Annotated in this window: 19 protein-coding genes; 10 read left to right on the top strand and 9 right to left on the bottom strand. The window is 70.3% G+C overall.

Going from position 1 to position 24,825, the window contains the following annotated elements:
* Positions 1-330: 330 nt before the first annotated feature.
* Positions 331-1,494, top strand: coding sequence for an adenosyl-hopene transferase HpnH (gene hpnH / locus ABIC70_RS17620; protein WP_043386340.1), 1,164 nt, complete (start codon positions 331-333; stop codon positions 1,492-1,494).
* A gap of 78 nt (positions 1,495-1,572) precedes the next feature.
* Here hpnH and ABIC70_RS17615 read toward each other — a convergent pair whose 3' ends face one another.
* Genes ABIC70_RS17615 through ABIC70_RS17600 form a run of 4 tightly spaced genes read right to left on the bottom strand, consistent with a single transcriptional unit; the run spans position 1,573 to position 4,280 of the window.
* Entirely contained in the window at positions 1,573-2,193 is a 621-nt protein-coding gene (locus ABIC70_RS17615) for a GNAT family N-acetyltransferase (protein ID WP_287089792.1), read from the bottom strand.
* A 34-nt stretch (positions 2,194-2,227) separates the two neighbouring features.
* Positions 2,228-3,010 carry a hypothetical protein gene (locus tag ABIC70_RS17610; RefSeq protein ID WP_287089793.1) on the bottom strand — a complete coding sequence of 261 codons (783 nt, stop codon included), beginning with the start codon at positions 3,008-3,010 and terminating at the stop codon, positions 2,228-2,230.
* 23 nt (positions 3,011-3,033) lie between these two features.
* On the bottom strand, positions 3,034-3,234 hold the full coding sequence (locus tag ABIC70_RS17605; RefSeq protein ID WP_043350558.1) for a hypothetical protein: 201 nt from the start codon (positions 3,232-3,234) through the stop codon (positions 3,034-3,036).
* On the bottom strand, positions 3,231-4,280 hold the full coding sequence (locus tag ABIC70_RS17600) for a hydantoinase/oxoprolinase family protein (protein WP_354440346.1): 1,050 nt from the start codon (positions 4,278-4,280) through the stop codon (positions 3,231-3,233). Before ABIC70_RS17600 ends, ABIC70_RS17605 begins: the two co-directional genes overlap by 4 nt.
* Positions 4,281-4,289: 9 nt before the next feature.
* On the opposite strand from ABIC70_RS17600, the gene ABIC70_RS17595 reads away from it, so the two are divergent.
* Together ABIC70_RS17595 and leuD are read left to right on the top strand one after the other, a co-directional pair.
* Entirely contained in the window at positions 4,290-5,021 is a 732-nt protein-coding gene (locus ABIC70_RS17595; protein ID WP_354440344.1) for a HisA/HisF-related TIM barrel protein, read from the top strand.
* A gap of 69 nt (positions 5,022-5,090) precedes the next feature.
* On the top strand, positions 5,091-5,693 hold the full coding sequence (gene leuD, locus ABIC70_RS17590; protein ID WP_043350546.1) for a 3-isopropylmalate dehydratase small subunit: 603 nt from the start codon (positions 5,091-5,093) through the stop codon (positions 5,691-5,693).
* Between the two features lie 73 nt (positions 5,694-5,766).
* Here the strand turns inward: leuD and ABIC70_RS17585 are convergent, their stop codons facing one another.
* Positions 5,767-6,438, bottom strand: a complete 672-nt coding sequence (locus tag ABIC70_RS17585; RefSeq protein WP_354440342.1) for an O-methyltransferase — start codon at positions 6,436-6,438, stop codon at positions 5,767-5,769.
* Between the two features lie 94 nt (positions 6,439-6,532).
* On the opposite strand from ABIC70_RS17585, the gene ABIC70_RS17580 reads away from it, so the two are divergent.
* On the top strand, positions 6,533-7,186 hold the full coding sequence (locus ABIC70_RS17580) for a TetR/AcrR family transcriptional regulator (protein WP_179698365.1): 654 nt from the start codon (positions 6,533-6,535) through the stop codon (positions 7,184-7,186).
* A 50-nt stretch (positions 7,187-7,236) separates the two neighbouring features.
* Here ABIC70_RS17580 and ABIC70_RS17575 read toward each other — a convergent pair whose 3' ends face one another.
* The gene (locus ABIC70_RS17575; RefSeq protein WP_078947260.1) at positions 7,237-7,578 is read right to left on the bottom strand and encodes a carboxymuconolactone decarboxylase family protein; all 342 of its coding nucleotides are present in this window, start codon (positions 7,576-7,578) and stop codon (positions 7,237-7,239) included.
* Positions 7,579-7,749: 171 nt separating this feature from the next.
* Here ABIC70_RS17575 and ABIC70_RS17570 point away from each other — a divergent pair, with 171 nt between their 5' ends.
* The 3 genes from ABIC70_RS17570 to ABIC70_RS17560 all read left to right on the top strand — a co-directional run bounded on the left by ABIC70_RS17570 (position 7,750) and on the right by ABIC70_RS17560 (position 11,427).
* Positions 7,750-8,964: a lytic murein transglycosylase gene (locus tag ABIC70_RS17570; protein ID WP_287090859.1), complete on the top strand. Its 1,215-nt coding sequence runs from the start codon at positions 7,750-7,752 to the stop codon at positions 8,962-8,964.
* Positions 8,961-9,344, top strand: a complete 384-nt coding sequence (locus tag ABIC70_RS17565; RefSeq protein WP_043353789.1) for a RidA family protein — start codon at positions 8,961-8,963, stop codon at positions 9,342-9,344. The genes ABIC70_RS17570 and ABIC70_RS17565 overlap by 4 nt, the downstream gene beginning before the upstream one ends.
* A 496-nt stretch (positions 9,345-9,840) precedes the next feature.
* Positions 9,841-11,427, top strand: a complete 1,587-nt coding sequence (locus ABIC70_RS17560) for a methyl-accepting chemotaxis protein (RefSeq protein ID WP_354440339.1) — start codon at positions 9,841-9,843, stop codon at positions 11,425-11,427.
* A gap of 115 nt (positions 11,428-11,542) precedes the next feature.
* On the opposite strand, the gene rplS is transcribed toward ABIC70_RS17560, so the two are convergent.
* The 3 genes from rplS to argB form a co-directional block, all read right to left on the bottom strand.
* Positions 11,543-11,944 (bottom strand): 50S ribosomal protein L19, encoded by a 402-nt coding sequence (gene rplS, locus ABIC70_RS17555; protein ID WP_043351057.1) that lies wholly within the window; start codon positions 11,942-11,944, stop codon positions 11,543-11,545.
* A 131-nt stretch (positions 11,945-12,075) separates the two neighbouring features.
* Positions 12,076-12,837 (bottom strand): pyrimidine 5'-nucleotidase, encoded by a 762-nt coding sequence (locus tag ABIC70_RS17550; RefSeq protein ID WP_354440336.1) that lies wholly within the window; start codon positions 12,835-12,837, stop codon positions 12,076-12,078.
* Between the two features lie 188 nt (positions 12,838-13,025).
* Positions 13,026-13,919: an acetylglutamate kinase gene (argB, locus tag ABIC70_RS17545; RefSeq protein ID WP_043351054.1), complete on the bottom strand. Its 894-nt coding sequence runs from the start codon at positions 13,917-13,919 to the stop codon at positions 13,026-13,028.
* Between the two features lie 311 nt (positions 13,920-14,230).
* Here argB and ABIC70_RS17540 point away from each other — a divergent pair, with 311 nt between their 5' ends.
* The 3 genes from ABIC70_RS17540 (at position 14,231) to ABIC70_RS17530 (ending at position 24,749) form a co-directional block, all read left to right on the top strand.
* On the top strand, positions 14,231-15,574 hold the full coding sequence (locus ABIC70_RS17540; RefSeq protein WP_354440334.1) for a UDP-glucose dehydrogenase family protein: 1,344 nt from the start codon (positions 14,231-14,233) through the stop codon (positions 15,572-15,574).
* Between the two features lie 368 nt (positions 15,575-15,942).
* Positions 15,943-23,385 (top strand): SDR family NAD(P)-dependent oxidoreductase, encoded by a 7,443-nt coding sequence (locus ABIC70_RS17535; protein WP_354440332.1) that lies wholly within the window; start codon positions 15,943-15,945, stop codon positions 23,383-23,385.
* Entirely contained in the window at positions 23,382-24,749 is a 1,368-nt protein-coding gene (locus ABIC70_RS17530; protein ID WP_043351049.1) for an aminotransferase class I/II-fold pyridoxal phosphate-dependent enzyme, read from the top strand. The genes ABIC70_RS17535 and ABIC70_RS17530 overlap by 4 nt, the downstream gene beginning before the upstream one ends.
* Positions 24,750-24,825: the final 76 nt, after the last annotated feature.

Raw genomic sequence — 24,825 nt, 5'->3', positions numbered from 1 at the left:
AGATTGCAACGCGGCCGCTGTGGCGCGCATCCCGCGCCTGTTCGTGTGCGCTAGCGCACGGCGATCCTGGCGCGGCCACCAGAATCTTGGGATTCCGGTCGTATTGCCGACGCAATGCACGTGCTGTCCTCAACGATCGGATGTCTCCGCCCACGGATCCCGCGGGAGCGGTGCGTGTGGCGCCGTTGCGTCAGGAGCAGGATAAGATGTCATGACCTCGCCGAAACGGGGTCGTTTCAGATTAGTTCCAAGCTAGATCGCTGGAATTCGAGATTTTTTCGCGTTAAGCACCCCAATGCCCCGGGGTCGACGAAGTAAGGAGCCGCAATCTTGGGTATCCCCCTCCGGTACGTCGCGAAGATCGGCGGCTACATCCTGAAGCAGCACCTCACGGGCCGCAAGCGCTACCCGCTTGTGATGATGATGGAACCGCTGTTCCGCTGTAACCTGGCCTGCGCCGGCTGCGGCAAGATCGACTATCCGGACGAGATCCTGAACAAGCGCCTGCCGGTCGCCGACGCCCTCGAATCGGTGCGCGAGTGTGGCGCTCCGGTGGTGGTGATCGCCGGCGGCGAGCCGCTCCTGCACAAGGATCTGCCGCAGATCGTCGAGGGCATCATCGCCCAGAAGAAGTTCGCGATCGTCTGCACGAACGCGCTGCTCCTCGAGAAGAAGATCAAGGAGTACAAGCCGAGCCCGTACTTCACGTGGTCGATCCATCTGGACGGCGACAAGGAGATGCACGACCAGTCGGTGTGCCAGCGCGGCGTCTACGACAAGGCCGTGGCGGCGATCGCGAAGGCCAAGGAGATGGGCTTCCGCGTCACCATCAACTGCACCTTCTTCAACAATTCCCAGCCGGAGAAGATCGCCGACTTCTTCGACAGCGTGACCCGGATGGGCATCGACGGCATCACCGTCTCCCCCGGCTACGCCTACGAGCGCGCCCCCGACCAGAAGCACTTCCTGAACCGCAAGGCGACGAAGGACCTGTTCCGCGGCGTGTTCCGGCACGGCAAGGAGAAGGGCCGCGAGAAGTGGACCTTCCAGCAGTCGGGCCTGTTCCTCGACTTCCTGGCCGGCAACCAGACCTACCATTGCACCCCGTGGGGCAACCCGACCCGCACCGTGTTCGGCTGGCAGAAGCCCTGCTACCTGCTCGGCGAGGGCTACGCGGCGACCTTCAAGGAGCTGATGGAGACCACCGACTGGGATTCCTACGGCACCGGCAATTACGAGAAGTGCGCCGACTGCATGGTCCACTCGGGCTACGAGGCCTCTTCGGTGGTCGATTCGGTCCGCAAGCCCTGGAAGCCGCTGGTGCACGCGATCCGCGGCATCAAGACCGACGGTGCGATGGCCCCCGAGGTCAGCCTGGAGAACCAGCGCCCGGCCGAGTTCGTGTTCTCGCGCAACGTCGCGCAGAAGCTGTCCGAGATCAAAGCGGCCGGCGTCGACACGAAGCAGGAAGCCCGCAAGCGCACCGCCGCCTGACCGGCCCGAACGATTGACGACACGAGACCCGCGGCCGCGAGGCCGCGGGTCTTTTGGTTTCCGGATCCCCGCATCGCGTCAGTCGAGCCGCGGCACGTGAGGGGCGCAGGCGCGCGGCAGGGTCCCGTCGAGCCGCGGATCGGGCGCGACCTCGACATGGACCGCGAAGGGGACGAAGCCCGAGCGCCGGTAGAAGGCGAGCGCGCCGGGATGGTCCAGGGTGCAGGTATGCACCCAGAACCGCGTGATCGGACGCGCCCAGGCCCGGCCGATCGCCGCGTTCATCAGCGTGCGGCCGATCCCGGTTCCGACCGCGTCCCCGGTCAGTCCGAGAAAGACCAGCTCGCAGGTGCCGGGTCGGCGGAAATCGAGTTCCAGCATGCCGACGTTCCGCCCCTCCCGCCGAAGCGCGAAGATCTCGACGTCCCCGTCGGCCAGGATCGCCGCCAGCGCCCCGTCCGCCAGTGTGAGCCGCGAGAACCAGAGCCAGTCGGCGCCGACCTCCCGGAACAGGGTCCGGTAGGTCTCCGGGTCGGTGCGCGCCAGGGGCTCGAGGGCGAGCCCCGGCGGGAACGGCCGTCCGGGACGCGGGGGCGGCGGGCGGAGCATCTCCAGGCTGGTGACGATGGTGGCGAGATGGCCCGGCGGCACCGCCGCGTAGCCCGGGGTGAGGGTCGGGATCCCCGTATCCGGCAGCATGAATCTCCTCCGCTGTCGCGTCGGCGCGGTTCGGTCACGCGGCCCGTGGGCGGCGCCGCGCGACGAGCCACGGCAGCACGCAGAGCGCCGAGACCGCGATGGACACGGCGTAGGCCGCGACCGGGTCGATTCGCCCGAGCAGCAGGTGCACGCAGACATAGAAGGCGAGCACGCCGAACGCGCCCTGGGCGCTGCCGCGCACCACGTCGAGGGCGGCGCCGACACCGTCCTGAACCCGGGCGAAGACGATCAGCGGCCAGGAGATGATCGGGATCGGCGCCAGGACGCCGCTCAGGCCGGAGCCGAGATGCGGCGCCAGCGTCGAGACCAGCAGGACAAGGGCCGTGGCGGCGGCGAGCCGGGCCGGCATGTCCCAGCGCGGCGGGCGCGACCGGCGGACCGGCGCCTCGGTCCCCGTGCGCGGCCGGCACAGGGCGACCACCAGCGCCATCGCCGGCAGGTCGATCGCCGTGGCGAGCCACAGGTCGGGCTGGAGGAGTCCGTGCAGCAGGGCGCCGCCGAGGATGAAGGCCGCCAGAGCGAGGAGGATGGCGGCGAGGATCCCCATCCGTGGCGCGGAGACGGCGTAGGCGAGATAGCTGACCGTGACCGCGCCCAGCCCCTCCACCGAGCCGATCGCGGCGTCCGCGGCGAAACGCTCGCCCTGCTCGGCGGCGAGGTAGATCGAGATCGGCGCCGAGGTGAGCGGTAGCCCCGAGAGCAGGCCGCCGACGAGGCTGCCCCATCGCCGCGCCGCCGCCGAGACGGCCCACATCAGCGTCGGCGTGACGATGATCTTGGCGGCGATCAGGCTCATGGCGATCCGAACGGCCCGCGGCGTCAGGCCGCCTGGGGCGGCCCGTCATCCTCCGGGTCGGCCGGCGAGTTGAGGATGTCGTCCAGCTCGTCGACCAGCCGGTCGATCTGGTCCTCGGTGGCGAGCACCTTCAGAACCTCCCCGGATTCCGTCTCCACGGCCAATTCGATATGCGGCCCCACCCGGGCCGTCAGGATCCGGGCCAGGATCTTGATTGCACTCATGCGACTGCCTCCTCCGCGGCGATGAGGCCGACCGCCACCGCCGGTCCACAGGTCGAGATCCCGTCGCGGGCACCGCCGATCCGGTCCGCAAGCAGCGCCACCAGCGGCGTCGCCGGCCGGCCGAGCCGCTCCGCGAGGCGGGCGCCCACGAAGGCGCCGGCGCCGCACAGGACGAGGGGCGCGTCCGCGCCGAGATCGGGCCGGCTGAGGAGCTCCGCCGCCGCGTCGTGGAGCAGGCGCAGCTGCGCCTCGGCGAAGTGGGCGGCGAGCGCCGTCCAGGCCGAGGCGGGCGCCTCCGCCCGGTCGCGCCCGACGATCCGGGCGAGCCGGGTCTCGCTCTCGGCGACCGTCTTGCCCTTGCGGTCGCCGCTCGGCTGCTGGTCGGCGCCTTCGGGGAGCAGGCCGAGGATGCGGTAGACGTCCGCCATGTGGGCGAAGGTCTCGGTCATCAGCCGGGTCCGGCGGCCCGCGAAGGGGGCGTGGCCGGACAGCGCGATCACCGGCGTGCGCACCGCGCCGGTATAGACGAGCTCGCCGGTCTCCAGCCGCTCGGCATCGCTGTAGCCGGTCGCGGCCGGCCGCCCGCCCACGATGGGAATCAGGTCGGCGGTGGTCGAGCCGATATCGATCAGGAGCGCGTCCGGGACGACCCGGCCGGCGAGGGCCGCGGTGGCGTGCCAGTTGGCCGAGGCCACGTCCGCCGACAGGGAGGCGGCCGCCTCCGGGGCGACGAAGCCGGATCGGCCGGCATAGATCCGCACGGTTCCGGCGAGGTGCGATTCGGCCCATCCGGACAGGGTTGCGACGCCGTCGCGCCGGTCGGCGAAGCAATCGGTCAGTTCGCCCGTCATGGTCACGGCGTGCAGGGCCGCGCCGCGGGCCCAGTCGGGGGCGGCCTCCAGCGCCCGGTCGAGGGCCGGTAGGCCCTGCCAGAGCGGGCACGGCACCTGGGCGGCGGCCACGACGCGGCCGTCCTCCACCAGGGCGACCTTGACGTGGACCCCGCCGAGGTCCCACCCGATCGTCATTGGGTTTGATGAGCGCATGGGACCGCGATGAGCGCCTCGATGGACCACAGGATCGGGCGCCCCGGCTTCGCGGTGATCCCGGTGCTCGATCTCCGGGGCGGCCGCGTGGTGCGGGCGCGCCGGGGTGAGCGCTCCTCCTATGCCCCGATCGAGACGCCCTTGGCAAAGGGCTCGGCGCCGGCCGCGGTGGCCCGCGGGCTGGTCGATGCGTGGCCCGCCGGGATCCTCTACGTCGCCGACCTCGACGCGATCATCGATCGCGCCGCGCCCGACCTCCGCGCCCTGGAGGCGATTGCCCGTGCCTGCCCGGGAATCGCCCTGTGGATCGATGCCGGCTTCGCCGAGCCTGCGGGCGTCGCGGCGTTCCTGGCCTCCGGCCTGGGCCGCCCGGTGATCGGCAGCGAGAGCCAGGCGGATGCCGACCTCGTGACGCGGCTCGGCGACCGGGCGGTGTTCTCCCTCGACACGCGCGGCGCGGAGCGGCTCGGCCCGGCGGCCCTCCACGACGATCCCGCGCTCTGGCCGCCGGAGGTGATCGCCATGACGCTGGCGCAGGTCGGCGCCGGGGCCGGCCCGGACCTCGCGGCCCTGGGAGCCCTGCGCGCGCGGGCGCCGGATCGCCGCCTCTACGCGGCGGGCGGCGTGCGCGGCCCGGACGACCTGCGGGCGCTGCGGGCGGCCGGGATCGCCGGGGCTTTGGTCGCCTCCGCCCTCCACGACGGGACCCTGTCCCGGGCGACGGCGCCCGACCTCGCCTGACGCTTCCGGCCCGGGCCGGCGGCTGCTAAACCGCCCGGCAGAGAGACCACCGACACGAGCCGTCAGACGATGGAAAAGTTCACCACCCTGGAGGGCGTCGCGGCGCCCCTGCGGACGATCAACGTCGATACCGACCGGATCATCCCGGCCAAGTACCTGAAGACGATCCGGCGGACCGGGCTCGGCAAGAGCCTGTTCGCCGAGATGCGCTACCGTGAGGACGGCTCCGAGAACCCGGACTTCATCCTCAACCAGCCCGCCTACCGGAACAGCAAGATCCTGGTGTGCGGGGACAATTTCGGCTGCGGCTCGTCCCGGGAGCACGCGCCCTGGGCGCTGGCCGATTTCGGCATCCGCTGCGTGATCTCCACGAGTTTCGCGGACATCTTCTTCAACAACTGCGCCAAGAACGGCATCCTGGCGATCGTCGTGTCCCCCGAGGACCTGGAGAAGCTGTTCGAGGATGCCGAGCGCGGCGCGAACGCCACCCTGTCGATCGATCTGGCGGCGCAGACCATCCGGGGGCCTGACGGCGGCACCCTGCATTTCGACATCGACGAGGGCCGCAAGCACAACCTGCTGAACGGCCTCGACGAGATCGGCCTGACGCTGGCGCGCGCCGCGTCGATCGATGCCTACGAGCAGAAGCTCGCCCAGCGCGAATGGGCCTGAGCGGCCCGCTGAGTGTCCCGACGGCGGTCGCGCTGAGGCGGCCGCCGGTCCGGCCCGGATACCGGGCCCTGCCTCACCCGAGTCGCATCGACAGCTCGACGTCCTTGGCGAACGGCACCGACAGGTAGCCGCGGCTCGGCGCGCGCACGCGCGCCAGGTAGTCCGGACTGTGGTCCGCGTTGTCGGCGACCACCAGGGCGCCCGGTCCGAGGCGGCTCTCCACGAGGCTGAGAACCTCCGGATAGAGCCCCTTCGCCCCGTCGAGGAGCAGCAGGTCGACCGAGTCGGGCAGGTCGAGGCCGAGGGTCTGCAGGGCATCGCCCTCGCGGAACTCCACGAGATCCGCCAGCCCGGCCTCCATCAGGTTCGCCCGCGCCCGCACCACCTTGGACGGCTCGAACTCGCAGGTGATCAGCCGGCCGCTGCCATTGTCGCGCAGGGCCGCGGCGAGGTGCAGGGTCGAGAGGCCGAAGGAGGTGCCGAACTCGACGATCGTCCGCGCGCGGCGGGTCCGGGCGAGCATGTAGAGCAGCCGGCCGGTCTCCCGTGAGACCGCGAGGGGCATGTCCTTGAGCCGGCTGTAGAAGTCTCGGTAGCCGGTTCGGCTGCCCATGAGGCGCGTCCGCTCGTCCGCCGAGAGATCGCCGATGGCGCTCACGGGTGAGGAGGCCTCTGATTGCGTGAAGAGACTGTCCAACAAGGACGCGATACGCGGCTCGGCGAGAGTAGAAGCTGAGCGTGACATGGCGATTTGCTTTCCGTCTTGCGTGCTCGACTGAACACGACGCAGAATACCGGCGCCTCCTGCCCGCGCCTATTCGCGTTCCGAGCCACACGTCATGCCCGATCGGCCAAGTCTCGGAATTTCCAAGCGAAAGCAGCCCCGGCAGGCGCGCTCCAGCGACCTCGTCGCGGCCATCCTGGAGGCGGCCACTCAGGTTCTGGCGGAGGTCGGGGCGGAGCGGTTCACGACGGCGCGGGTCGCCGAGCGCGCCGGCGTCAGCATCGGTTCGCTCTACCAGTACTTCCCCAACAAGGCGGCGATCCTGTTCCAGCTGCAGAGCGACGAATGGCGGGACACGACGGCCCTCCTCGCCGGCATCCTGCAGGATCGCACGACGATGCCGGGCGATCGGCTGCGCGCCGCGGTCCACGCCTTCGTGCGCTCGGAATGCGTAGAGGCGGCGATGCGACGGGCCCTCGACGCAGCCGCCCCGGCCTATCGCGATGCGCCCGAGGCCGCGGAGCCGCAGCTGGCCGGCACGCAGGCGTTTCGCGACTTCCTGCGCGAGGCGCTTCCGGCGGTTCCCGAGGCGGATCTGCAGGTCGCGGGCGCGATCATCGCGATGACCCTCGGCGAGGTCGGCGAGCGCATCTCGGAGGCGGCGCGGACGCAGGCCGCCATGGAAGCCTCCGCCGGCGCGCTGGCCGACATGCTGTGCGCCTACCTGGACCGCCTGCGGAGCCTGGGCCGGGCGGGCGCCTCGTCTTGAAGCCGGCACCGGGCCCGCGCGAGGGCCCGGGATCGACGCGGTTCGCCGCCTCAGCCGTTCTCGCCGGTGAAGGCCTCGAAGGCCCGGGCGGTGTAGACCAGGGCGGCACCGGCATTCAGCGCCACCGCGACGCCCAGCGCCTCCACGACCTCCTCCTTGCTCGCCCCGGCCTTGCGGGCGGCCTCGGAATGGACGGCGATACAGCCGTCGCACCGGGTCGTCACCGCCACCGCGAGGGCGATCAGCTCGCGGGTCTTCGCGTCGAGCTTGCGCTCGGTCGGCGCCGCCGCGGCGAGCTGGTCATGAGCCTTGAGCAGGTCCGGGCTCACCGCGCCGATGCGCCCGAGCGTGCTCACCAGCTCGGCGCCGTACTGATTCCAATCCTTCATCATGCGTTTCGTCTCCCGCCTTGGAGGGCCCGCCGCTCGCTGGCGGGCTCCGAGCCAACCTATCGATTGGTAGGCGCGGTGGTCAAGACGACGCGGATTTCCTCACCCTTCGTTAACCCACATGTCGCCTGAATCCGCGCCCAGACTCCGCCCCGCATCGTGAGGATCGCCAGCATGCCGAAGCACCCGACGGGACCGAGGAAAGCGCGCGCGCTCGGGCTGCTCGCCGGGATCGCGGTCGTGCCGCTGGCAGTCCTGCCCGCACGGGCCGATTTCGACAGCTGCCTTGCCGGCATCCAGGGGCAGGCCGCCGCGGCGGGCGTCTCGGCGCAGACCTTCCGGTCCGCCACGAGCGGCATCAGTTACGACGACAAGGTGATCGAGCTGTCTCAGGCGCAGCCCGAGTTCAAGACGCCGATCTGGGACTACATGGCGGCGCTGGTCGACGACGAGCGGGTCGAGGACGGGCGGGCGGCCATGCGCCAGCACGTGGCGGCCCTGGCCCAGGCCGAGGCGCGCTACGGGGTCGACCGCTATACGATCGCGGCCGTCTGGGGCGTCGAGTCGAATTTCGGCAAGAACCTCGGCAAGATGCCGCTGGTCCAGTCGCTGGCGACGCTGGCCTGCTCGAACAACCGCCGCCGGGACTTCTTCCGCGGCGAGCTGATCGCCACGCTCCGCATCATCGAGCGCGGCGACATCGCGCCGGAGCGGCTCACCGGCTCCTGGGCGGGCGCCTTCGGCCAGACCCAGTTCATGCCCACCACCTATCACCGCCTCGCCGTGGACGGCGATGGCGACGGACGGCGCGACGTGGTCGATTCGGTCGCCGACGCCGTCGGGTCCACCGCCAACTTCCTGCACGTCGCGAAGTGGCAGAACGGCCAGGTCTGGGGTTACGAGGTGAAGCTGCCCCGGGGCTTCAACGTCGGAGCCGCCGGACGCAAGAACAAGAAACCGGTCGCCCACTGGGCCTCGCTCGGCGTGACCCGCGTGGACGGGCGCCCGCTCTCGGGCGAGGGCCCGGCCGGGATCATCGCACCCGCCGGCATCGACGGCCCGGCCTTCCTGGTGACCAAGAACTTCGACGCGATCTACTCCTACAACGCCGCCGAGTCGTACGGTCTCGCCATCGCGGTCCTCTCCGACCGGCTGCGCGGTAAGCCCGGCGTCCAGGCCGCTTGGCCGACCGACGACCCGCCTCTGTCCCGGGCCGAGCGGCGCGATCTCCAGACCCGGCTGGCCGCCCGCGGCTACGATGTCGGTGAGCCGGACGGCAAGGTCGGCCAGAAGACGCGCGATGCCATCAAGGACGTGGAGCGCCGGCTCGGGATGACGCCCACGGGCCGTCCCGGCGGCAAGGTGCTGGAGGCGCTGCGCGGCGGGTGAGACGGCGGCTGATCACGTCGGGCTCCCCGTTCGAGCGGGACTACGGCTACTCCCGGGCGGTGGTCGACGGGGACACCGTCTACCTGTCCGGGACGACCGGCTACGACTACGCCACGATGACCATGCCCGAGGGGGCCGCCGCGCAGGCTGAGGCCTGCTGGCGCACGATCCGCTCGGTGCTCGCGGAGGCCGGAACAGATCTCGCCGGCATCGTGCGCGCCACCTATTACGTCATCGACCGGGACGACGCCGAGGCCGTGCTGGCGGTCTGCGGCCGGGTGCTGGCCGATGTCCGGCCGGCCGCCACGATCCTGGTCGTGGCGGGTCTTCTACGCCCCGAGATGCGCGTCGAGATCGAGGTCACCGCGCGGACCCGGTAGCGGCGCCCCGATCGCGCCGACGACGGCGAGCGGCCCCCGCATGCCGTTCCGCCGGGCCGCAGCGCCATCCGATCCTCCGACCCGATCATCTCCGCCGCGCCCGCATTGCGGCCGCGCCCGTCCCGGGTGCCGGGGGCATTCGACCCGTCCATTGCTGCGGTGCAGGTGCGGTTCGCCGGGGCGATCTCAGGTTCTGTCGTCGCTGGCGGCAGCCCATCCGTGCGGCCGGCATGCGCCATGTCAAAAGCAACGGCATCGTCGCCTCATCTGCAGATCTCGGTCGTTCAACTTGTAGGTCATGATCTTGATCTGCGCGCCTCTGTTGACATGAGCAATCGGATTTATCAGACCATACCGCGGTATCGCTTGATTTGGCGATCTGCGGGAATTTATTATGCGCATTCGATTTTTCAGCGCAAGTCTGTTTCGTCGTATGATAGCGCAAATTGTACTCACCGTATTGATCGTTTCAGCCATTGGCGCTGGCGGATTGCGATTGTATTACGAGGAAATGCTGTCCGAGCGGCTTCAATCCCTGCGCGCGATCACGGAGCTGTTCACCACCTACGCACAAAACCTTGAGTCCCGGGTCAGAAGCGGCGCCCTGACCCGCGAAGCCGCCCTGGCGGAACTTGCCGAGACGGCCATGGCCATGCGCTTCGACAACGGCACGAACTACGTCGCCATCTACGCGATGGACGGTACGGCTCTGGCGGTTCCCGACCGCAGGCTTGTCGGCAGCAACCAGCTGGACGCCCGGGTCAACGGGGTGCGCGTGGCCGGGACGCTGATCGATCTGCTGAAGACCTCCGACACGGCCCTGACGACGTATCAGTATCCGCGACCTGGCCGCGAGGGCCTGTACCTGAAGACCACACGCGCCGTCAGGTTCACGCCCTGGAACATCATGATCGCGGCCGGGACCTATACCGACGACATCAAGGACGCTTTCCTGTCGCTCGCTCTGGCGGCAAGCGGCCTGCTTCTCGGGGTCGGCGCCCTCGGCGTGCTCGGCTCGGTCCTGATCGGGCGCGGCATCACGCGTCCGCTCGACCGGCTCGGCCGCCGGATGCAGGCCCTCGCCCAGGGCGACGTGACGGGCCCGATTCCCGGGCTCGATCGGACGGATGAGATCGGGCAGATGGCCCGAACCGTGGAGGTCTTCCGCCAAGCGCTGATCGCAAAGGCCGAGATGGATCGGACGGCGGCGCAGGAAGCGGCGGCCAAGGCCCAGCACGTACAGAGGCTCGACGTGCTCACCCGGGCGTTCGAGGCCGATTCCGGGGCCCTCATGACGGGCGTCTCCGCGGCCGCTGCGCAGATGCAGGCGACCGCCGAGGCCATGGCACGGCGGGCCTCCCGCACGAGTGTCCGGGCCACGCATGTGGCGGGGGCCGCGCAGGAGACCGCCGGGAGCGTGCAGAGCGTTGCCGCCGCCACCGAGGAGATGGCGGTCACCATCCAGGACATCTCCGGACAGATGGCGCAATCCTCGGCCAAGACGGCGCAGGCCGCGACCGAGGCGCAGCGCACCGACGCCCTCGTGGGCGACCTCGCGAACGGGGCCGAGCAGATCGGTGCCGTCGCCAGCATGATTGCCGGCATCGCCCGTCAGACCAACCTCCTGGCCCTCAACGCCACGATCGAGGCGGCCCGGGCCGGCGAGGCGGGCCGGGGCTTCGCCGTCGTGGCGGCCGAGGTCAAGGCGCTGGCTGAGCAGACCGCCACCGCCACCGAGGAGATCGCCCTAAGGATCGGCGCGGTCCAGGCGTCGACCTGCCAGGCCGTGGAGGCGATCCAGGGGATCGGCCGCACCATGGGGGAGGTCAGCACCCTCGCCGCCACGGTCGCTGCGGCGATCGAGCAGCAGGGCGCGACAACCGAAGAGATCGTGCGCAGCGTCGGGCGCGCCGCGGCGGCCACCGAGGCGGTCACCGGCAACATCGCCGACGTCTCGCAGGGCGCCGAGGAGACGGGCGGGGCGGCCGAGCGCGTTCTCGACGCCGCGATCGACATGTCGCGCAGGTCCGAGCAACTCGCCGCCGAGATCCGCCGGTTCTTGGACGGGATCCGGGCCGCCTGAGCGGATCGTATCGGCGGCCGGGACGGGGCGGCCGGCCAAGAAAAAACCGGCCCGGCTGAGCCGGGCCGGTCTGAAACCGGGCGATCGCTCCGGCCTGCGGAGCGATTCGGACAGCTTACTCGGCGGCGGTGGGCGCGGCGGCCGGGGCGTCCTTGGTCTTGTAGCGGTCGGTGCGCTCGACGATGCGGGCCGACTTCCCGCGGCGGTCGCGCAGGTAGTACAGCTTGGCGCGACGCACCTTGCCGCGACGGGCCACCTTGATCGAATCGATCATCGGCGAGTGCACCGGGAAAACGCGCTCCACGCCCTCGCCGTAGGAGATCTTGCGGACCGTGAAGCTCTCGTTGAGGCCGCCGCCCGAGCGGGCGATGCAGACGCCCTCGTAGGCCTGAACGCGGGTGCGCTCGCCTTCCTTCACGCGGACGTTGACGATCAGCGTATCGCCCGGCTCGAAATCCGGGATGGTCTTGGCGAGGCGCGCGACTTCCTCGCGCTCCAGCTGCTCGATGATGTTCATGGCATAGCTCCGGCCGTCGCGCCGCTTCGCCCCTCATGGGCGATCGGCGCCAGGATTTCGGCGATCCTGTTGTGAGTTGGGCGGCTCTCTACAGGATCGTTGCCGGCTTGTCGATTGCCGTTGGACGCGGTTCAGCGACGGTCCCGGTCGACCGGCTCTCGCGCCGCCTTGGCCTCGGGCAGCACGCAGGCGGCCAGGAAGGCGGCGAGGTCGTCCGTGATGTGATCGATATGCGGCTCGCGCACGGCCTCCTGCTCGAAGGCCTCGCGGTAGGGATCGGTGACCCTCGGCACCACCAGCACGGTGGCCATGCCGAGGTCGTGCGGCACCGCGAGGTTCCGGGCGATGTCCTCGAACAGGGCCGCGCGGGTCGGCTCGACGGCGTGCTTCTCCAGGAACCGCTCGTAAGTCGTGCGTTCCGGCTTCGGAACGAAGTCGGCGGCGGCGATGTCGAACACGTCCTCGAAATGATCGAGGATGCCGAGCTTGGCGGCGACGGTCTCGGCGTGCCGGCGCGACCCGTTGGTCAGGATCAGCTTCCGCCCGGGCAGCCGCTCGATCGCGTCGCCGAGGCTCTTGTCGAGCTTGATCGACGAGTGGTCGATGTCGTGGGCGAAGTCGAGGAAATCGTGGGGATCGACGCCCGCCTCCACCATCAGCGCCGACAGCGTCGTGCCGTAGCGGTGATAGAAATGCTTCTGCAGCGCGCGCGCCGAAATCCCGTCGAGTCCGTAGAGCTGCATCACGTAAAGGGTGATGCGCTCGTCGACCTTAGGCCAGACCGCAGCATCGCTCGGGTAAAGGGTATTGTCGAGGTCGAACACCCAGGTGTCGACGTCGGCGAAGCCGCGCGCCGCGGGGGTGGTGAACTGGGCCTTGCCGGGGTGGTGCACCGGAACCCCTCAGGTTGCTGATACCCACGGAATCTGTGGACCGGAACGGTCAAGCTCGCAAGTTTGATGCTTGTCCGGGGCTGGTCTGGTGGGCGGGGTACGACAATGCGCGGCGGGCGCAGATGTTGCCGCCACCGATGCGGGCGGCACCGCGCCGGGAGGCGGCGCGGTGCGGGTCGGTCCGATTCTCAGCCCCGACGGATCAGGGTGCCGGCGCCGTAATCGGTGAACAGCTCGAGGAGCACCGCATGGTTGACCTTGCCGTCGAGGATGACCACCGCCTCGACACCGCGCTCGAGCGCATACATGCAGGTCTCGATCTTCGGGATCATCCCGCCCGTGATGGTGCCGTCCGCGATCAGGCGCCGGCAATCCTCGACGGTGAGTTCCGGGATCAGCTTCTTGTCCTTGTCGAGCACGCCCGGCACGTCCGTGAGCAGCAGCAGGCGCTTGGCCCGCAGCGCCCCGGCGATCGCCCCCGCGAAGGTGTCGGCGTTGACGTTGTAGGTCTGGCCGTCAGCGCCGTAGGCGACGGGCGCCAGGACCGGGATCAGCTCGGCCTTCAGCACCGCGTCGAGGACGCCGCGCTCGACGTGATCCGGCTCGCCGACGAGGCCTAGATCGACGGTCTGCTCCACGTGGCTCTCGGGATCGACGACGGTCTTCATGGCCCGCTTGGCCCGGACCATGTTGCCGTCCTTGCCGCACAGGCCGACCGCCCGGCCGCCCTCGGCGGAGATCCAGCCGACGATCTGCTTGTTGATCAGGCCCGCCAGGACCATCTCGACCACCTCGACGGTGGCCTCGTCGGTGACGCGCAGGCCGCCGCGGAACTCCGACTGGATGCCGAGCCGGTCGAGCATCTTGCCGATCTGCGGCCCGCCGCCGTGCACGACGATCGGCTTCAGCCCGGACTGTTCCAGGAGGACGATGTCCTCGGCGAAATCCTCGGCCGCGGCCCGGTCGCCCATGGCGTGGCCGCCGTACTTGATGACCACGATCTCCTGGTCGTAGCGCTGCATGTGGGGCAGCGCCTGAGCCAGGACCTCGGCACGCACGTGCACGTTGGGCAATTCGGTCATCGCGGTCCTTCGCCGATCCTTGGGTCGGGTCCTCGGGGGCGGATCTGCGGCCTCCCCTTCGGGCGGTGGCGCTTCTACAGGAAGCCGTCCGCGCTGCGAAGCCGCCCCGCCTCCATTCGCGGATCGGCGGCGCGCGGCCCGGCCGCCGGCGCACGGCGCCCCGGTGGCTGTCAAACTACAGTCATCCTTCGCGGGTGTTGCATTCCCGTGACAGACTGGACCGGATCCAGGCTGGCCCGGCTTGCATCGTCTGGCGGCCGGGATCATGTTGCATCGCAGCAAGCCGCTGGGCGAGCTGCCGGGAGGGCCCGATGCGGATTGCGATGATTGGGGCCGGGTATGTCGGCCTGGTCTCCGGAGCATGCCTTGCCGATTTCGGCCACGCGGTCGTCTGCATCGACCGGGATCCCGACAAGATCGCGAGCCTGAATGCCGGCCGCATGCCGATCTACGAGCCCGGCCTCGACGCGCTGGTGACCGAGAATGTCCGCCAGGGCCGGCTCGCATTCAGCACATCGATGCGGGAGGCCGTGGCCGAGGCCGACGCGGTGTTCATCGCGGTGGGCACGCCGTCCCGCCGCGGCGACGGTTTCGCCGACCTGAGCTTCGTGTTCGATGCCGCCCGGGAGATCGCCGGGGCGCTGTCGGGCTTCACCGTGGTGGTGACGAAGTCGACCGTGCCGGTGGGCACCGGCGACGAGGTCGAGCGCATCATCCGCGAGACCAATGCCGACGCGGACGTCGCGGTGGTGTCCAATCCCGAGTTCCTGCGCGAGGGCGCGGCCATCGCCGACTTCAAGCGTCCCGACCGCATCGTGGTCGGCGCCGAGGAGGCGCGGGCCGAGGCCGTGATGCGCGAGGTCTACCGGCCGCTCTATCTCAATCAGGCCCCGATCATGGTCACCGCGCGGCGCACCGCCGAATTGACCAAATACGCGGCGAACGCGTTCCTGGCGGCCAAGATCACCTTCATCAACGAGATCGCGGATCTGTGCGAGGCGGTCGGCGCCGACGTTCAGGCGGTGGCCCGCGGCATCGGGTTGGACAACCGGATCGGGTCGAAGTTCCTGCATGCCGGGCCGGGCTACGGCGGCTCGTGCTTTCCCAAGGACACGCTGGCGCTGGTCAAGACCGCCCAGGATGCCGGCACGCCGCTGCGGATGGTCGAGACGGTTGTGGCGGTCAACGACCAGCGCAAGCGCGCCATGGCCCGCAAGGTGATCAAGGCCTGCGGCGGCAGCGTGCGGGGCAAGACGGTTGCGCTGCTCGGCCTGACCTTCAAGCCGAACACCGACGATATGCGCGATGCGCCATCGCTGGCGATCGTCGCCGGGCTTCAGGATGCGGGGGCGAAGGTGCGCGCCTACGATCCGGAGGGCATGGAGCAGGCCCGGATGCTGATGCCGGCTGTGGATTACGCCGAGAACGCCTATGCCTGCGCGGAGGGTGCGGACGCCCTGGTGATCGTCACCGAGTGGAACGCGTTCCGGGCGCTGGACCTCGACCGGCTGCGTCAGATCATGTCCTCCGACGGATCGGCCCCCGTGCTGATCGACCTGCGCAACATCTACGACCCCGCGAGCGCGGCGCGACACGGTTTCACCTATTGCGGCGTCGGACGAACCAAGGAGAGCGTCGCGCGGAACGGGTCTTGATCATCGCGGTGGAGACCGACGGGCCTGAATTCCTGTGCGGGATCTGCGCCGGCGCGCGAAGATTTCTTCCGGAATCAGGTCCGATGCCGCTAGACGGGCTGCCGCCCCCGAGGGGCAACTGTGGCTTTCTCGTGGTCGAGTTCGCGTCTCGACAGGCGGTCCAGCGGTTCAATCTTGGCGTTTTGGCCGCAGGGATTGGATAAGCCGCTGATGAATACATGTCACAGCCTCTGGCAATTTCGCCGCAGAGGGATGACCTCGCGTTGGGGCTGGTTGGACACCGCAATGGTGCCACAGTAAGGGGTGAGAGGGTACTCACTCGTCGAGAGCCGAGCCGACTTCCGATAACGAGCGTGTGCGAACCGAACGTGACACAACGTACAGACATTGCGATCGTCGGACGCGCATGCCGACTGCCCGGAGCCCCCAGCGTCGACGGGCTGTGGTCACTCCTGTCCGAGGGGCGCTGCGCCGTCAGCAAGGTGCCGGCCGACCGGTTCTCCCTGGAGCGGTTCGCGCACCCGCGCGCCCATGAACGCGGCAAGAGCTACACCTGGGCCGCCGGTGTCATCGACGACGTGTGGTCGTTCGACCCTGCGGTATTCGGGATCTCGCCCCGCGAGGCAGAGCAGATGGATCCGCAGCAGCGGATGCTGCTGGAACTGACCTGGGAGGCTCTTGAGGATGCGGGCCTGCGCCCGTCCAGCGTGGCCGGCAGCAATATCGGCGTGTTCGTCGGCGCCTCGTCGCTCGATTACGGCAACCTGCGCATCCTCGACGCGCCGTCGGGCGACGCCTATGCGGCCACCGGCAACACGCTCTCGATCATCTCGAACCGCATCTCCTACATCTTCGACCTGAAGGGCCCGAGCTTCACGGTCGACACGGCCTGCTCGTCCTCCCTCGTCGCCTTCGACAACGCCGTCCAGGCGATCCGGTCGGGCCGCGTCGACACCGCCGTCGTCGCGGGCGTCAACGTGCTGGCGAGCCCGTTCAACTTCATCTGCTTCTCCACCGCGCAGATGCTCTCGCGCACCGGCCTGTGCCAGGCGTTCTCGAAGAACGCCGACGGCTACGTGCGCTCGGAGGGCGGCGTGGTGTTCGTGCTGCAATCGGCCGAGGCCGCGCGGCGCAACGGCGCCACGGTCCGCGCCGTGGTGGCGGCCTCGGGCATCAATTCCGACGGGCGCACCACCGGCATCTCGCTGCCCTCGGGCTACGCCCAGGGCGCCCTCTTGGAGAAGGTCTACCGCGAGGCCGAGATCGGTCTCGACGACCTCGCCTTCATGGAGGCGCACGGCACCGGCACGCCGGTGGGCGATCCGATCGAGGCCTCGGCCATCGGCTCGAAGCTCGGCCGCGGCCGGCAGGCGCCGCTGCCGATCGGCTCGATCAAGACCAATATCGGCCACACCGAGCCTGTCTCGGGCCTTGCCGGCCTGATGAAGGCGACGCTGGCCCTGGAGCACGACCTCGTGCCGCCGTCGCTGCATGCGGCTGAACTGAATCCCGAGATCCCCTTCGACGACCTCAACCTGCACGTGGTGCGGAAGGCCCTGCCGATCACCCGCGGCGCGCGCGAGCGTTTCGCGGGCGTGAACTCCTTCGGGTTCGGCGGCACCAACGCCCATGTCGTCATCACCGACGCCCCGGCCTGGTCCAGGGCCGCCGAGTCGGCCCCGGCGCCGGAGGCCCAGGTGCTGCTGCTCTCGGCCCAGAGCCGGGCCGCACTGAACGAGTTGGCCCTCGATTACGCCGAGCGCCTGGAGGCCGAGCCCGCCCAGGTTCCGACCATCGCGGCCGCCGTCGCCCACCGCCGCGAGCGCATGTCGGCCCGCCTCGCCATCGCCCTCGACGGCAAGGCCGACGTGGTTGCCGCCCTGCGCGCCGTCGGCGAAGGCGAGGACACGCAGGACGCCTTCACCGGCACCGCCGTCGACCGCGTCGCCGAGGTGGCCTTCGTCTATTCGGGCAACGGCAGCCAATGGGCCGGCATGGGCCGCGAGGCCTACGAGGAGAACCCCGCCTTCCGCGCCGCCTTCGACCGGATCGACACCCTGTTCCAGGGCTACTCCGACTGGTCGCTCAAGGACGCCCTCTACGCCGACGACCTGGACGAGCGCCTCGTGCTCACCAGCGTCTCGCAGCCGCTGATCTTCGCCATCGAGAGCGCCTCCACGGCCGCCCTCAAGGCCAAGGGTCTGATCCCGTCCTATGTCCTCGGCCACAGCGTGGGCGAGATCGCGGCCGCCGAGGCCGCCGGCATCCTGAGCCTGGAGGACGCGGTCCGGGTCATCTACTATCGCAGCCACCATCAGGAGACGACGCACGGCCAGGGCACCATGGCGGTGCTGCTGATGCCGTCCGAGGAGGTCGAGGCCTTCCTGAAGGACTACCCGTCCCTCGACATCGCCGCCTACAACAGCCCGAAGGCCGTCACGGTCGCCGGGCCGGTGGCCGATATCGACGCCGCCCTCAAGGCGCTGTCGCGCAAGCGCCGCCGCGGCCGCAAGCTCGACCTCGCCTACGCCTTCCATGGCCGGCTGATGGACCCGACCGAGAAGCCGCTCCTGCGCGATCTCGCCGGGCTGAAGGCCAAGGCCGGCACCACCGCGATGGTCTCCACCGTCACCGGCAGCGTGCTGGACGGCAGCCATTTCGGTGCCGGCTACTGGTGGCGCAACATCCGCGAGCCGGTGCGCTTCTGCGAAGCCGTGCAGGACGCGACCCGCCGCGGCGCCCGCGTCTTCGTCGAAGTCGGCCCGCGCGCGACCCTCATGTCCCATGTCGGCGACGCGGTCGAGCCGCTGGGCATCGAGACCGCCACGGTCGGCGTGATGCACCGCAAGGCCTCCGGTGGCGATCCGATCGCCAAGGCGGTCAGCGCCGCGCTGGTCCAGGGCGCGCAGGTCGACGAGACCCTGCTGTTCGGCGACGCGCCCAAGGGCGATGTCCGCCTGCCGACCTATCCGTGGCAGCGCCGGCCGTTCCGTCTCGCCGACACCACCGAAGGCGTCGGCGCGATGAGCCCCCGCCCCTACCATCCGCTGATCGGGTCGCGCACGACCTTCGACGGACTGGAATGGAACGGCTTCGTCGATCCGGTCACCGTGCCGGAGCTGGAGGACCACAAGGTCGATGGCCAGGTGATCATGCCCGGCGCCGGCTTCGTCGAGATGGCGCTGGCCTGCGTCCGCGAGGCCCTGCGCGACGACGAGGTCGTGCTGGCTGATTTCGAGATCGTGGCGCCGATGGTGTTCGCCGAGGAGGCCCTGCGCGAGGTCGCGGTGCGCCTCTCGGGCTCCGGCAACGGCATCCAGGTGCTGAGCCGTCCGCGCCTGACGCAGACGCCCTGGCAGCTCCACGCCCAGGCGAAGATCGTCGAGGGCACCTTCTCGTCGCCGAAGGCCCCCGACCTGAACGGCTTCAGCTTCGAGACCGCCGGCGAGCACGTGCTCACCGGCGACGCGCTCTACGCCAAGGCCCTCGCCTCGGGTCTGGCCTTCGGCCCGAGCTTCCAGCAGGTGGCGATGAGCGCCCGGCTGGACGACGCCACCATCGTGTCCGACCTGCTGCCGGCCGAGCCCGACAGCCGCTACGCCCTGGTGCCGAACCGGCTCGATGCCTGTTTTCACGGGTTGATCCTGCTCTTCGCCGATCTCCTCGGCGAGAATGGCGGCAAGGCCTACATCCCGGTCCGCTTCGGAGAGGTACGACTGCTGCGCCCCGGCGCGGTGATCGCCCGTTCGATCATCCGGACACGCCGCTGCAACGAGCGTTCGATCCTGGCGGATTTCACCCTCCTCGATGCCGAGGGGGCGGTGGTCGCCACGATCCGCGAGGGCCGATTCCAGGCCCTGCGGGCCAAGAGCGGCGGTGACCTCGCGGCCTTCGCGATCTCGCAGGTGCCGGAACTCGCCACCGAGCCGACCGCGATCCCCATGGAACGCCGTCCGAGCGTGGCCGCGCGGCTGCGCCCGCTGGCCGCCGAGGCGAAGGGGCCGGCCGACGCCGCCCTGTCTCCGGGGCACCTCCTGCTGGAAGGCTGGGCGACCTCGCTCGCCTACCGCCTCGCCTCCGGGCTGGCCCAGGGTGCGACCGTCTCTGTCACCGACAGCCGCGTGCCCGAGGCCCTGCGCCCCTGGCTGCTGAACGCCCTCTACGCCCTGGAAAGCAGCGGCCTCGCCGAGCGTGCGGGCCAGAACTGGACGCTGGGCGACGGCTCCGCGTTGCCTGCGCCCGACGAGATCATGCGCTGGATCGCCGGTGACCATCCGGATCTCTCGGCCGAACTGGTGCTGATCGCCGATGTCGGCGCCCTGGTCGACCGGCTGCTCGCCGGGAAGCTGACCGACGCGCCCGCCCTGCCGCAGGGGGCGATCGACGCCTTCGTGCTGCGCTCGGCCACCGCGCGCCACGGCGCCGACGTGGTCGCCAGCCTGATCGAGCGGAGCCGAGCCCAGCTCCCGAAGGAGCGGGCGCTGCGAGTCCTCCAGATCGGCTTCGGCCCGCTCTCGGCGCAAACCGCGACCTTCGCGGCCGCCGCCGAGGCCCGGCTCACCGTCTTCGAGACCGATCGCCGGCTCGCCGAGCGCGCCCGCCTGTCCCTGGGACGCACCGCCGCCGTGGTCGAGACCGCCGAGGAGCTCGCTCCCGGCAGCTTCGACCTGATCCTGGCGGCCGGCAGCCTCCACCGGGGCGACCGGTCCCTTCCGGGCCAGCTCGCCGGGGCGCTCGCCACCGGCGGCCTGCTGGTGGCGGTCGAGCCGGGAGCGTCCCTGTTCCGCGACCTCGTGTTCGGTCTCACGGCCGGCTGGTTCGAGGAGGCCGTGGGCGGCATGCCCGTGGGCCGGCTCGAGGACATCGAGGGCTGGCAGCGCACGCTGAGCGCCCACGGCCTCGTCAAGGTCGAGGTCGAGCGGGCGGCCTCCGCCAACGGCGATGACCTCCTGCTGACGGCCGAGGCGCCGGTGCGTCCGGGCCCGGCTCCGGCACAGAGCTTCGCCTTCATCATCGGCTCCGACGACGAGTTCGCGGCCGAGACCGCCTCCTCCCTGGCGACGCTGCTGGTCGCGGGCGGCGTGCATGTCTCGATCATCCTCGACTCCGAGACCTCCCTGATGGAGCTGGAGAAGGAGACCCCCGACACGGTGGTGTTCCTGGCCGGCGCCTTCACCCGCGGCGGCGAGGCGGCCGAGCGGCTGCGCGACCGCTGCCTCAGCCTGAAGCGCTGCACGGAGCATCTCGGCGCCCGCCAGACCCGGCTGTGGGTCGTGGCGCCGGGGGCCACCCGCGACCGCGGCGGCCAGACCACCAACATCGAGGCCGGCGTGTGGGCCTTCTCCCGCACCCTCGCCAACGAGGCCCCGAACCTCGACGTCCGCCGCATCGACCTCTCCCCCGAGATGTCGTCGAAGCGCGCCTCGGAGCGCCTGCGCGACCTGATCCTCTCCGGCACGCCGGAGACCGAGATCGTGCTGGACGACGAGCGGACGCAGGTCGTGCGCTTCCATGCCGGCCGGCCGCAGCACCGGGATCCGGCCGATACCGTCCCGGCCGAGGCCGCGCGGCTCGAGCGCAGCAACACCGGCGGCCTCAGCGAGATGGTCTGGGGTCCGGCCGAGCGCCGCGCCCCCGGCAAGGGCGAGATGGAGATCGCGGTCGAGGCCACCGGCCTCAACTTCCGCGACGTGCTCTGGGCGCTCTCGATGCTCCCCGAGGAGATCCTTGAGGACGGCTTCGCCGGCCCGCGCCTCGGCCTCGAATGCGCCGGCCGCGTCACGGCCGTCGGCCCGGGCGTGAAGGGCTTCAAGGTCGGCGATCCGGTCGTCGCCTTCGCCCAGTCGGGCTTCGCCACGCATATCGTGGTGCCCGACCTCGTCGTCGCGCCGATGCCGCAGGGCCTCGACCCGATGGCGGCCGCCACCGTGCCGGTGGCCTTCCTCACCGCCTATTACGGCCTCGTTTCCTGCGCCCGGATGCGGCGCGGCGAGTGGGTGCTGGTCCATGGCGGCGCGGGTGGCGTCGGCCTCGCGGCCCTGCAGATCGCCAAGCTGAAGGGTGCGCGGGTCATCGCCACCGCCGGCTCCCGCGAGAAGCGGGCCCTCGTGAAGGCGCTGGGCGCCGAGCATGTGCTCGATTCCCGCTCGCTCGCCTTCGTGGACGAGGTCCGGGCGATCACCGGCGACGGCGTCGACATCGTGCTGAACAGCCTGTTCGGCGAGGCGATGGAGCGTTCGCTCAACGCGCTGCGGCCCTTCGGCCGCTTCGTCGAGCTGGGCAAGCGCGACTACGTCGCTAACACCCATATCGGCCTGCGCCCATTCCGGCGGAACCTCAGCTACTTCGGCGTCGACCTTGATCAGGTGATCCAGCACCAGGGCGACGACGGCGCGCGGATGTTCCGCGAGGTGATGGCGCTGTTCAACGACGGCGGCCTGAAGCCCCTGCCCTACCAGCCCTTCACGGCGGCCGAGACCTCGGACGCGTTCCGGCTGATGCAGCAGTCGGGTCATATCGGGAAGATCGTGATCAGCCCGCCCAAGGCCGGCACGATCATGAAGGACACGGCGAAGCCGTTCACGGTCTCGGAGACGGGCGTCCACCTGCTGACCGGCGGCCTCGGCGGCTTCGGCCTCGAGGCGGCGCGGTGGCTGATCGACCGGGGTGCCAAGCACCTCGTGCTGGCCGGCCGCAAGGGGGCGGCCACCGATGAGGCCAAGGCGATCGTCGCCGAGCTGTCGGCCCAGGGTGTGACCGTCGAGGCGAAGGCCGTCGACATCACCAGCCGCGCCTCGGTGGACCGTCTGCTCGCCGAGATCGAGCAGAAGGGCAAGAAGCTCGCGGGCGTCCTCCACGCCGCGGCGGTGCTCCAGGACGGCCTGATCTCCAACATCGACGCGGCTGCGCTCGACGCGGTGATCGGACCGAAGGTGATCGGCGCCCAGCACCTGGACGCCGCGACCCGCGACCGGAGCCTCGACTACTTCGTCCTGTTCTCCTCGGCGACGACCTTCATCGGCAATCCCGGTCAGGGCTCCTACGTGGCCGCCAACGGCTTCATGGAGGGCTTGGCGCGCCAGCGCCGCCGCCGCGGTCTGCCCGCCCTGGCGGTGGCCTGGGGGGCCATCGGCGATGTCGGCATGCTCGCCCGCAACAGGGCGGTCATGGAAGGTCTGGCCGGTCGCGTCGGCGTCACGCCGATGGAGGCCCGCCGCTGCCTCGACCTGATGGCCGAGGCGCTGGAATGCCAGGGGACGTCCCCCGACGAGGCGGTGATCGCCATCGCGGCGATGCATTGGGGCAAGGCGCGCGAGCGGCTCGCCACCATGCGCTCGCCGAGCTACGCGGAACTCGGGTCGGACCAGCAGGTCGAGGCCGGCGGCGTCCAGGCGATCAACATCGGGGCGCTCCTCAAGGGGGGCGACCTCGACGCGGTCCGCAAGACCGTGTCGGATGCGATCGTCGAGGACATCGCCCGGATCCTGCGCCTGCCGAAGGACGACATCAGCCGCGTCCGCCAGCTCTCGGAGATCGGCCTCGACTCGCTGATGGGCGTCGAACTCGGCGCCAGCCTGCAGGAGCGCTTCGCCCTCGACGCGCCGCCCGCGGGCCTGTCCTCGGGCATGACCGTCACCGAACTGTCGGAGTCCTTAATTCAGGCGGTTTCCGCGCCCATGGATGAGACCGCCGGCGTCGCGATGAGCCTCGTGGCGAAGCATGTCGGCGGTGAGGTGGATGCGCAGATGATCGCGCCTCTCAAGGAACTCATCGAGCAGACGTCCAGCGGGATCAAAGAGACCAACTCATGACCGACACGGCACGGCCGGACGGCGGGCGGGCGGCGCTCGCCGGCTTCGTGACCAACCGGCTCGGGCGCGCCACGCCGCGCCCGGCCCCCGTCAAAGCGGCCTCGCCGGCCGGGAAGTCGGCGGCGCAGAACTTCGAGAACCTGCCGGGCTACCGGGAGCTGAAGCTTCAGCGGCAGGCGGCGGAGCTGATCGGCCTGGGCAACCCGTTCTTCCGCGTCCACGACGCCAAGGCCGGAGCAACCACCCGGATCGACCAGAAGGCCTTCACCAACTTCTCGTCGTATGACTATCTCGGCCTGAACGGACATCCGCGGGTGAGCAACGCCGCCCGCGAGGCGATCGATGCCTACGGCACCTCCTCGTCGGCGAGCCGTGTCGTGGCGGGGGAGCGTCCGGGCCATATCAGCCTCGAACAGGCTTTGGCCAAGCACTATCAGTCCGAGGGCTGCGTCGTGATGGTGAGCGGGCACGCCACCAACGTCACGACGATCGGCGCCCTGCTGGAATCCGGCGACGTCATCTTCCACGACGCCCTCTCCCACAACAGCATCGTCACGGGCGCGCAACTCTCGGGGGCGCAGCGGCGCTCCTTCGCGCATAACGACCTCGATGCCCTGGAGACCCTGCTCCAGTCGACCCGCCACGAGCACCGCCGGGCGCTGATCGTGGTCGAGGGCCTCTACAGCATGGACGGCGATGCGCCGGACCTCGCCGGGCTCGTGGCCCTCAAGAAGCGCTACGACGCCTGGCTGATGGTCGACGAGGCCCATGGTCTCGGCGTCACCGGCCGCACCGGCGCGGGCCTGTTCGAACATTGCGGTGTCGACCCGAAGGAGGTCGACATCTGGATGGGCACGCTGTCGAAGACCCTGTCCACCTGCGGCGGCTACATCTGCGGGCCGATTGCCCTGATCGAGTATCTCAAGCACACGGCGGGCGGATTCGTGTACAGCGTCGGCATGTCGCCGCCGCTCGCCGCCGCTGCCGAGGTGGCCCTCGCGGTGATGCATGCCGAGCCGGAGCGGGTCGAGCGCCTGCGCCAGAACGGCACCCTGTTCCTGGCGACCGCCAAGAAGCTGGGCCTCGACACCGGCTTCAGCCTGGGCCTCGCGGTCGTGCCGATCATCGTCGGTGACTCGCTGAAAGCCGTCACCCTGTCGGACCGGCTGTTCCGCCGGGGCATCAACGTCCAGCCGATCATCCACCCGGCGGTGCCGGAGCGGGCCTCGCGCCTGCGTTTCTTCCTGACCTCCGAGCACACCCCCGACCAGATCCGCGACACCGTGAACGCGGTGGCCGAGGAACTGGCGGCCATCGACAAGGGCGGCTCGCTGATCGAGCAGCTGCTGGCCAAGCGGGTCTGAGCCCGTCCGGGGCCGTGGGCCCCGGATCCACGACGAGCGTTATGACGGGAAACGGGGCGCGGATGACATCCGCGCC

This window comes from Methylobacterium sp. 1973 (assembly GCF_040545035.1).
GTDB lineage: Bacteria > Pseudomonadota > Alphaproteobacteria > Rhizobiales > Beijerinckiaceae > Methylobacterium > Methylobacterium fujisawaense.
The sequence above is the reverse complement of the archived record's forward strand: the minus strand, read 5'-3'. Positions and strand labels throughout refer to the sequence as shown.

What these genes read in the sequence shown, in the direction of transcription:
- ABIC70_RS17615 (WP_287089792.1), bottom strand. Translation starts at nt 2,193, where the DNA reads ATGCTGCCGGATACGGGGATCCCGACCCTCACCCCGGGCTACGCGGCG.
- ABIC70_RS17610 (WP_287089793.1), bottom strand. Translation starts at nt 3,010, where the DNA reads ATGAGCCTGATCGCCGCCAAGATCATCGTCACGCCGACGCTGATGTGG.
- ABIC70_RS17605 (WP_043350558.1), bottom strand. Translation starts at nt 3,234, where the DNA reads ATGAGTGCAATCAAGATCCTGGCCCGGATCCTGACGGCCCGGGTGGGG.
- ABIC70_RS17600 (WP_354440346.1), bottom strand. Translation starts at nt 4,280, where the DNA reads ATGCGCTCATCAAACCCAATGACGATCGGGTGGGACCTCGGCGGGGTC.
- ABIC70_RS17595 (WP_354440344.1), top strand. Translation starts at nt 4,290, where the DNA reads ATGAGCGCCTCGATGGACCACAGGATCGGGCGCCCCGGCTTCGCGGTG.
- leuD (WP_043350546.1), top strand. Translation starts at nt 5,091, where the DNA reads ATGGAAAAGTTCACCACCCTGGAGGGCGTCGCGGCGCCCCTGCGGACG.
- ABIC70_RS17585 (WP_354440342.1), bottom strand. Translation starts at nt 6,438, where the DNA reads ATGTCACGCTCAGCTTCTACTCTCGCCGAGCCGCGTATCGCGTCCTTG.
- ABIC70_RS17580 (WP_179698365.1), top strand. Translation starts at nt 6,533, where the DNA reads ATGCCCGATCGGCCAAGTCTCGGAATTTCCAAGCGAAAGCAGCCCCGG.
- ABIC70_RS17575 (WP_078947260.1), bottom strand. Translation starts at nt 7,578, where the DNA reads ATGATGAAGGATTGGAATCAGTACGGCGCCGAGCTGGTGAGCACGCTC.
- ABIC70_RS17570 (WP_287090859.1), top strand. Translation starts at nt 7,750, where the DNA reads ATGCCGAAGCACCCGACGGGACCGAGGAAAGCGCGCGCGCTCGGGCTG.
- rplS (WP_043351057.1), bottom strand. Translation starts at nt 11,944, where the DNA reads ATGAACATCATCGAGCAGCTGGAGCGCGAGGAAGTCGCGCGCCTCGCC.
- argB (WP_043351054.1), bottom strand. Translation starts at nt 13,919, where the DNA reads ATGACCGAATTGCCCAACGTGCACGTGCGTGCCGAGGTCCTGGCTCAG.
- ABIC70_RS17540 (WP_354440334.1), top strand. Translation starts at nt 14,231, where the DNA reads ATGCGGATTGCGATGATTGGGGCCGGGTATGTCGGCCTGGTCTCCGGA.
- ABIC70_RS17530 (WP_043351049.1), top strand. Translation starts at nt 23,382, where the DNA reads ATGACCGACACGGCACGGCCGGACGGCGGGCGGGCGGCGCTCGCCGGC.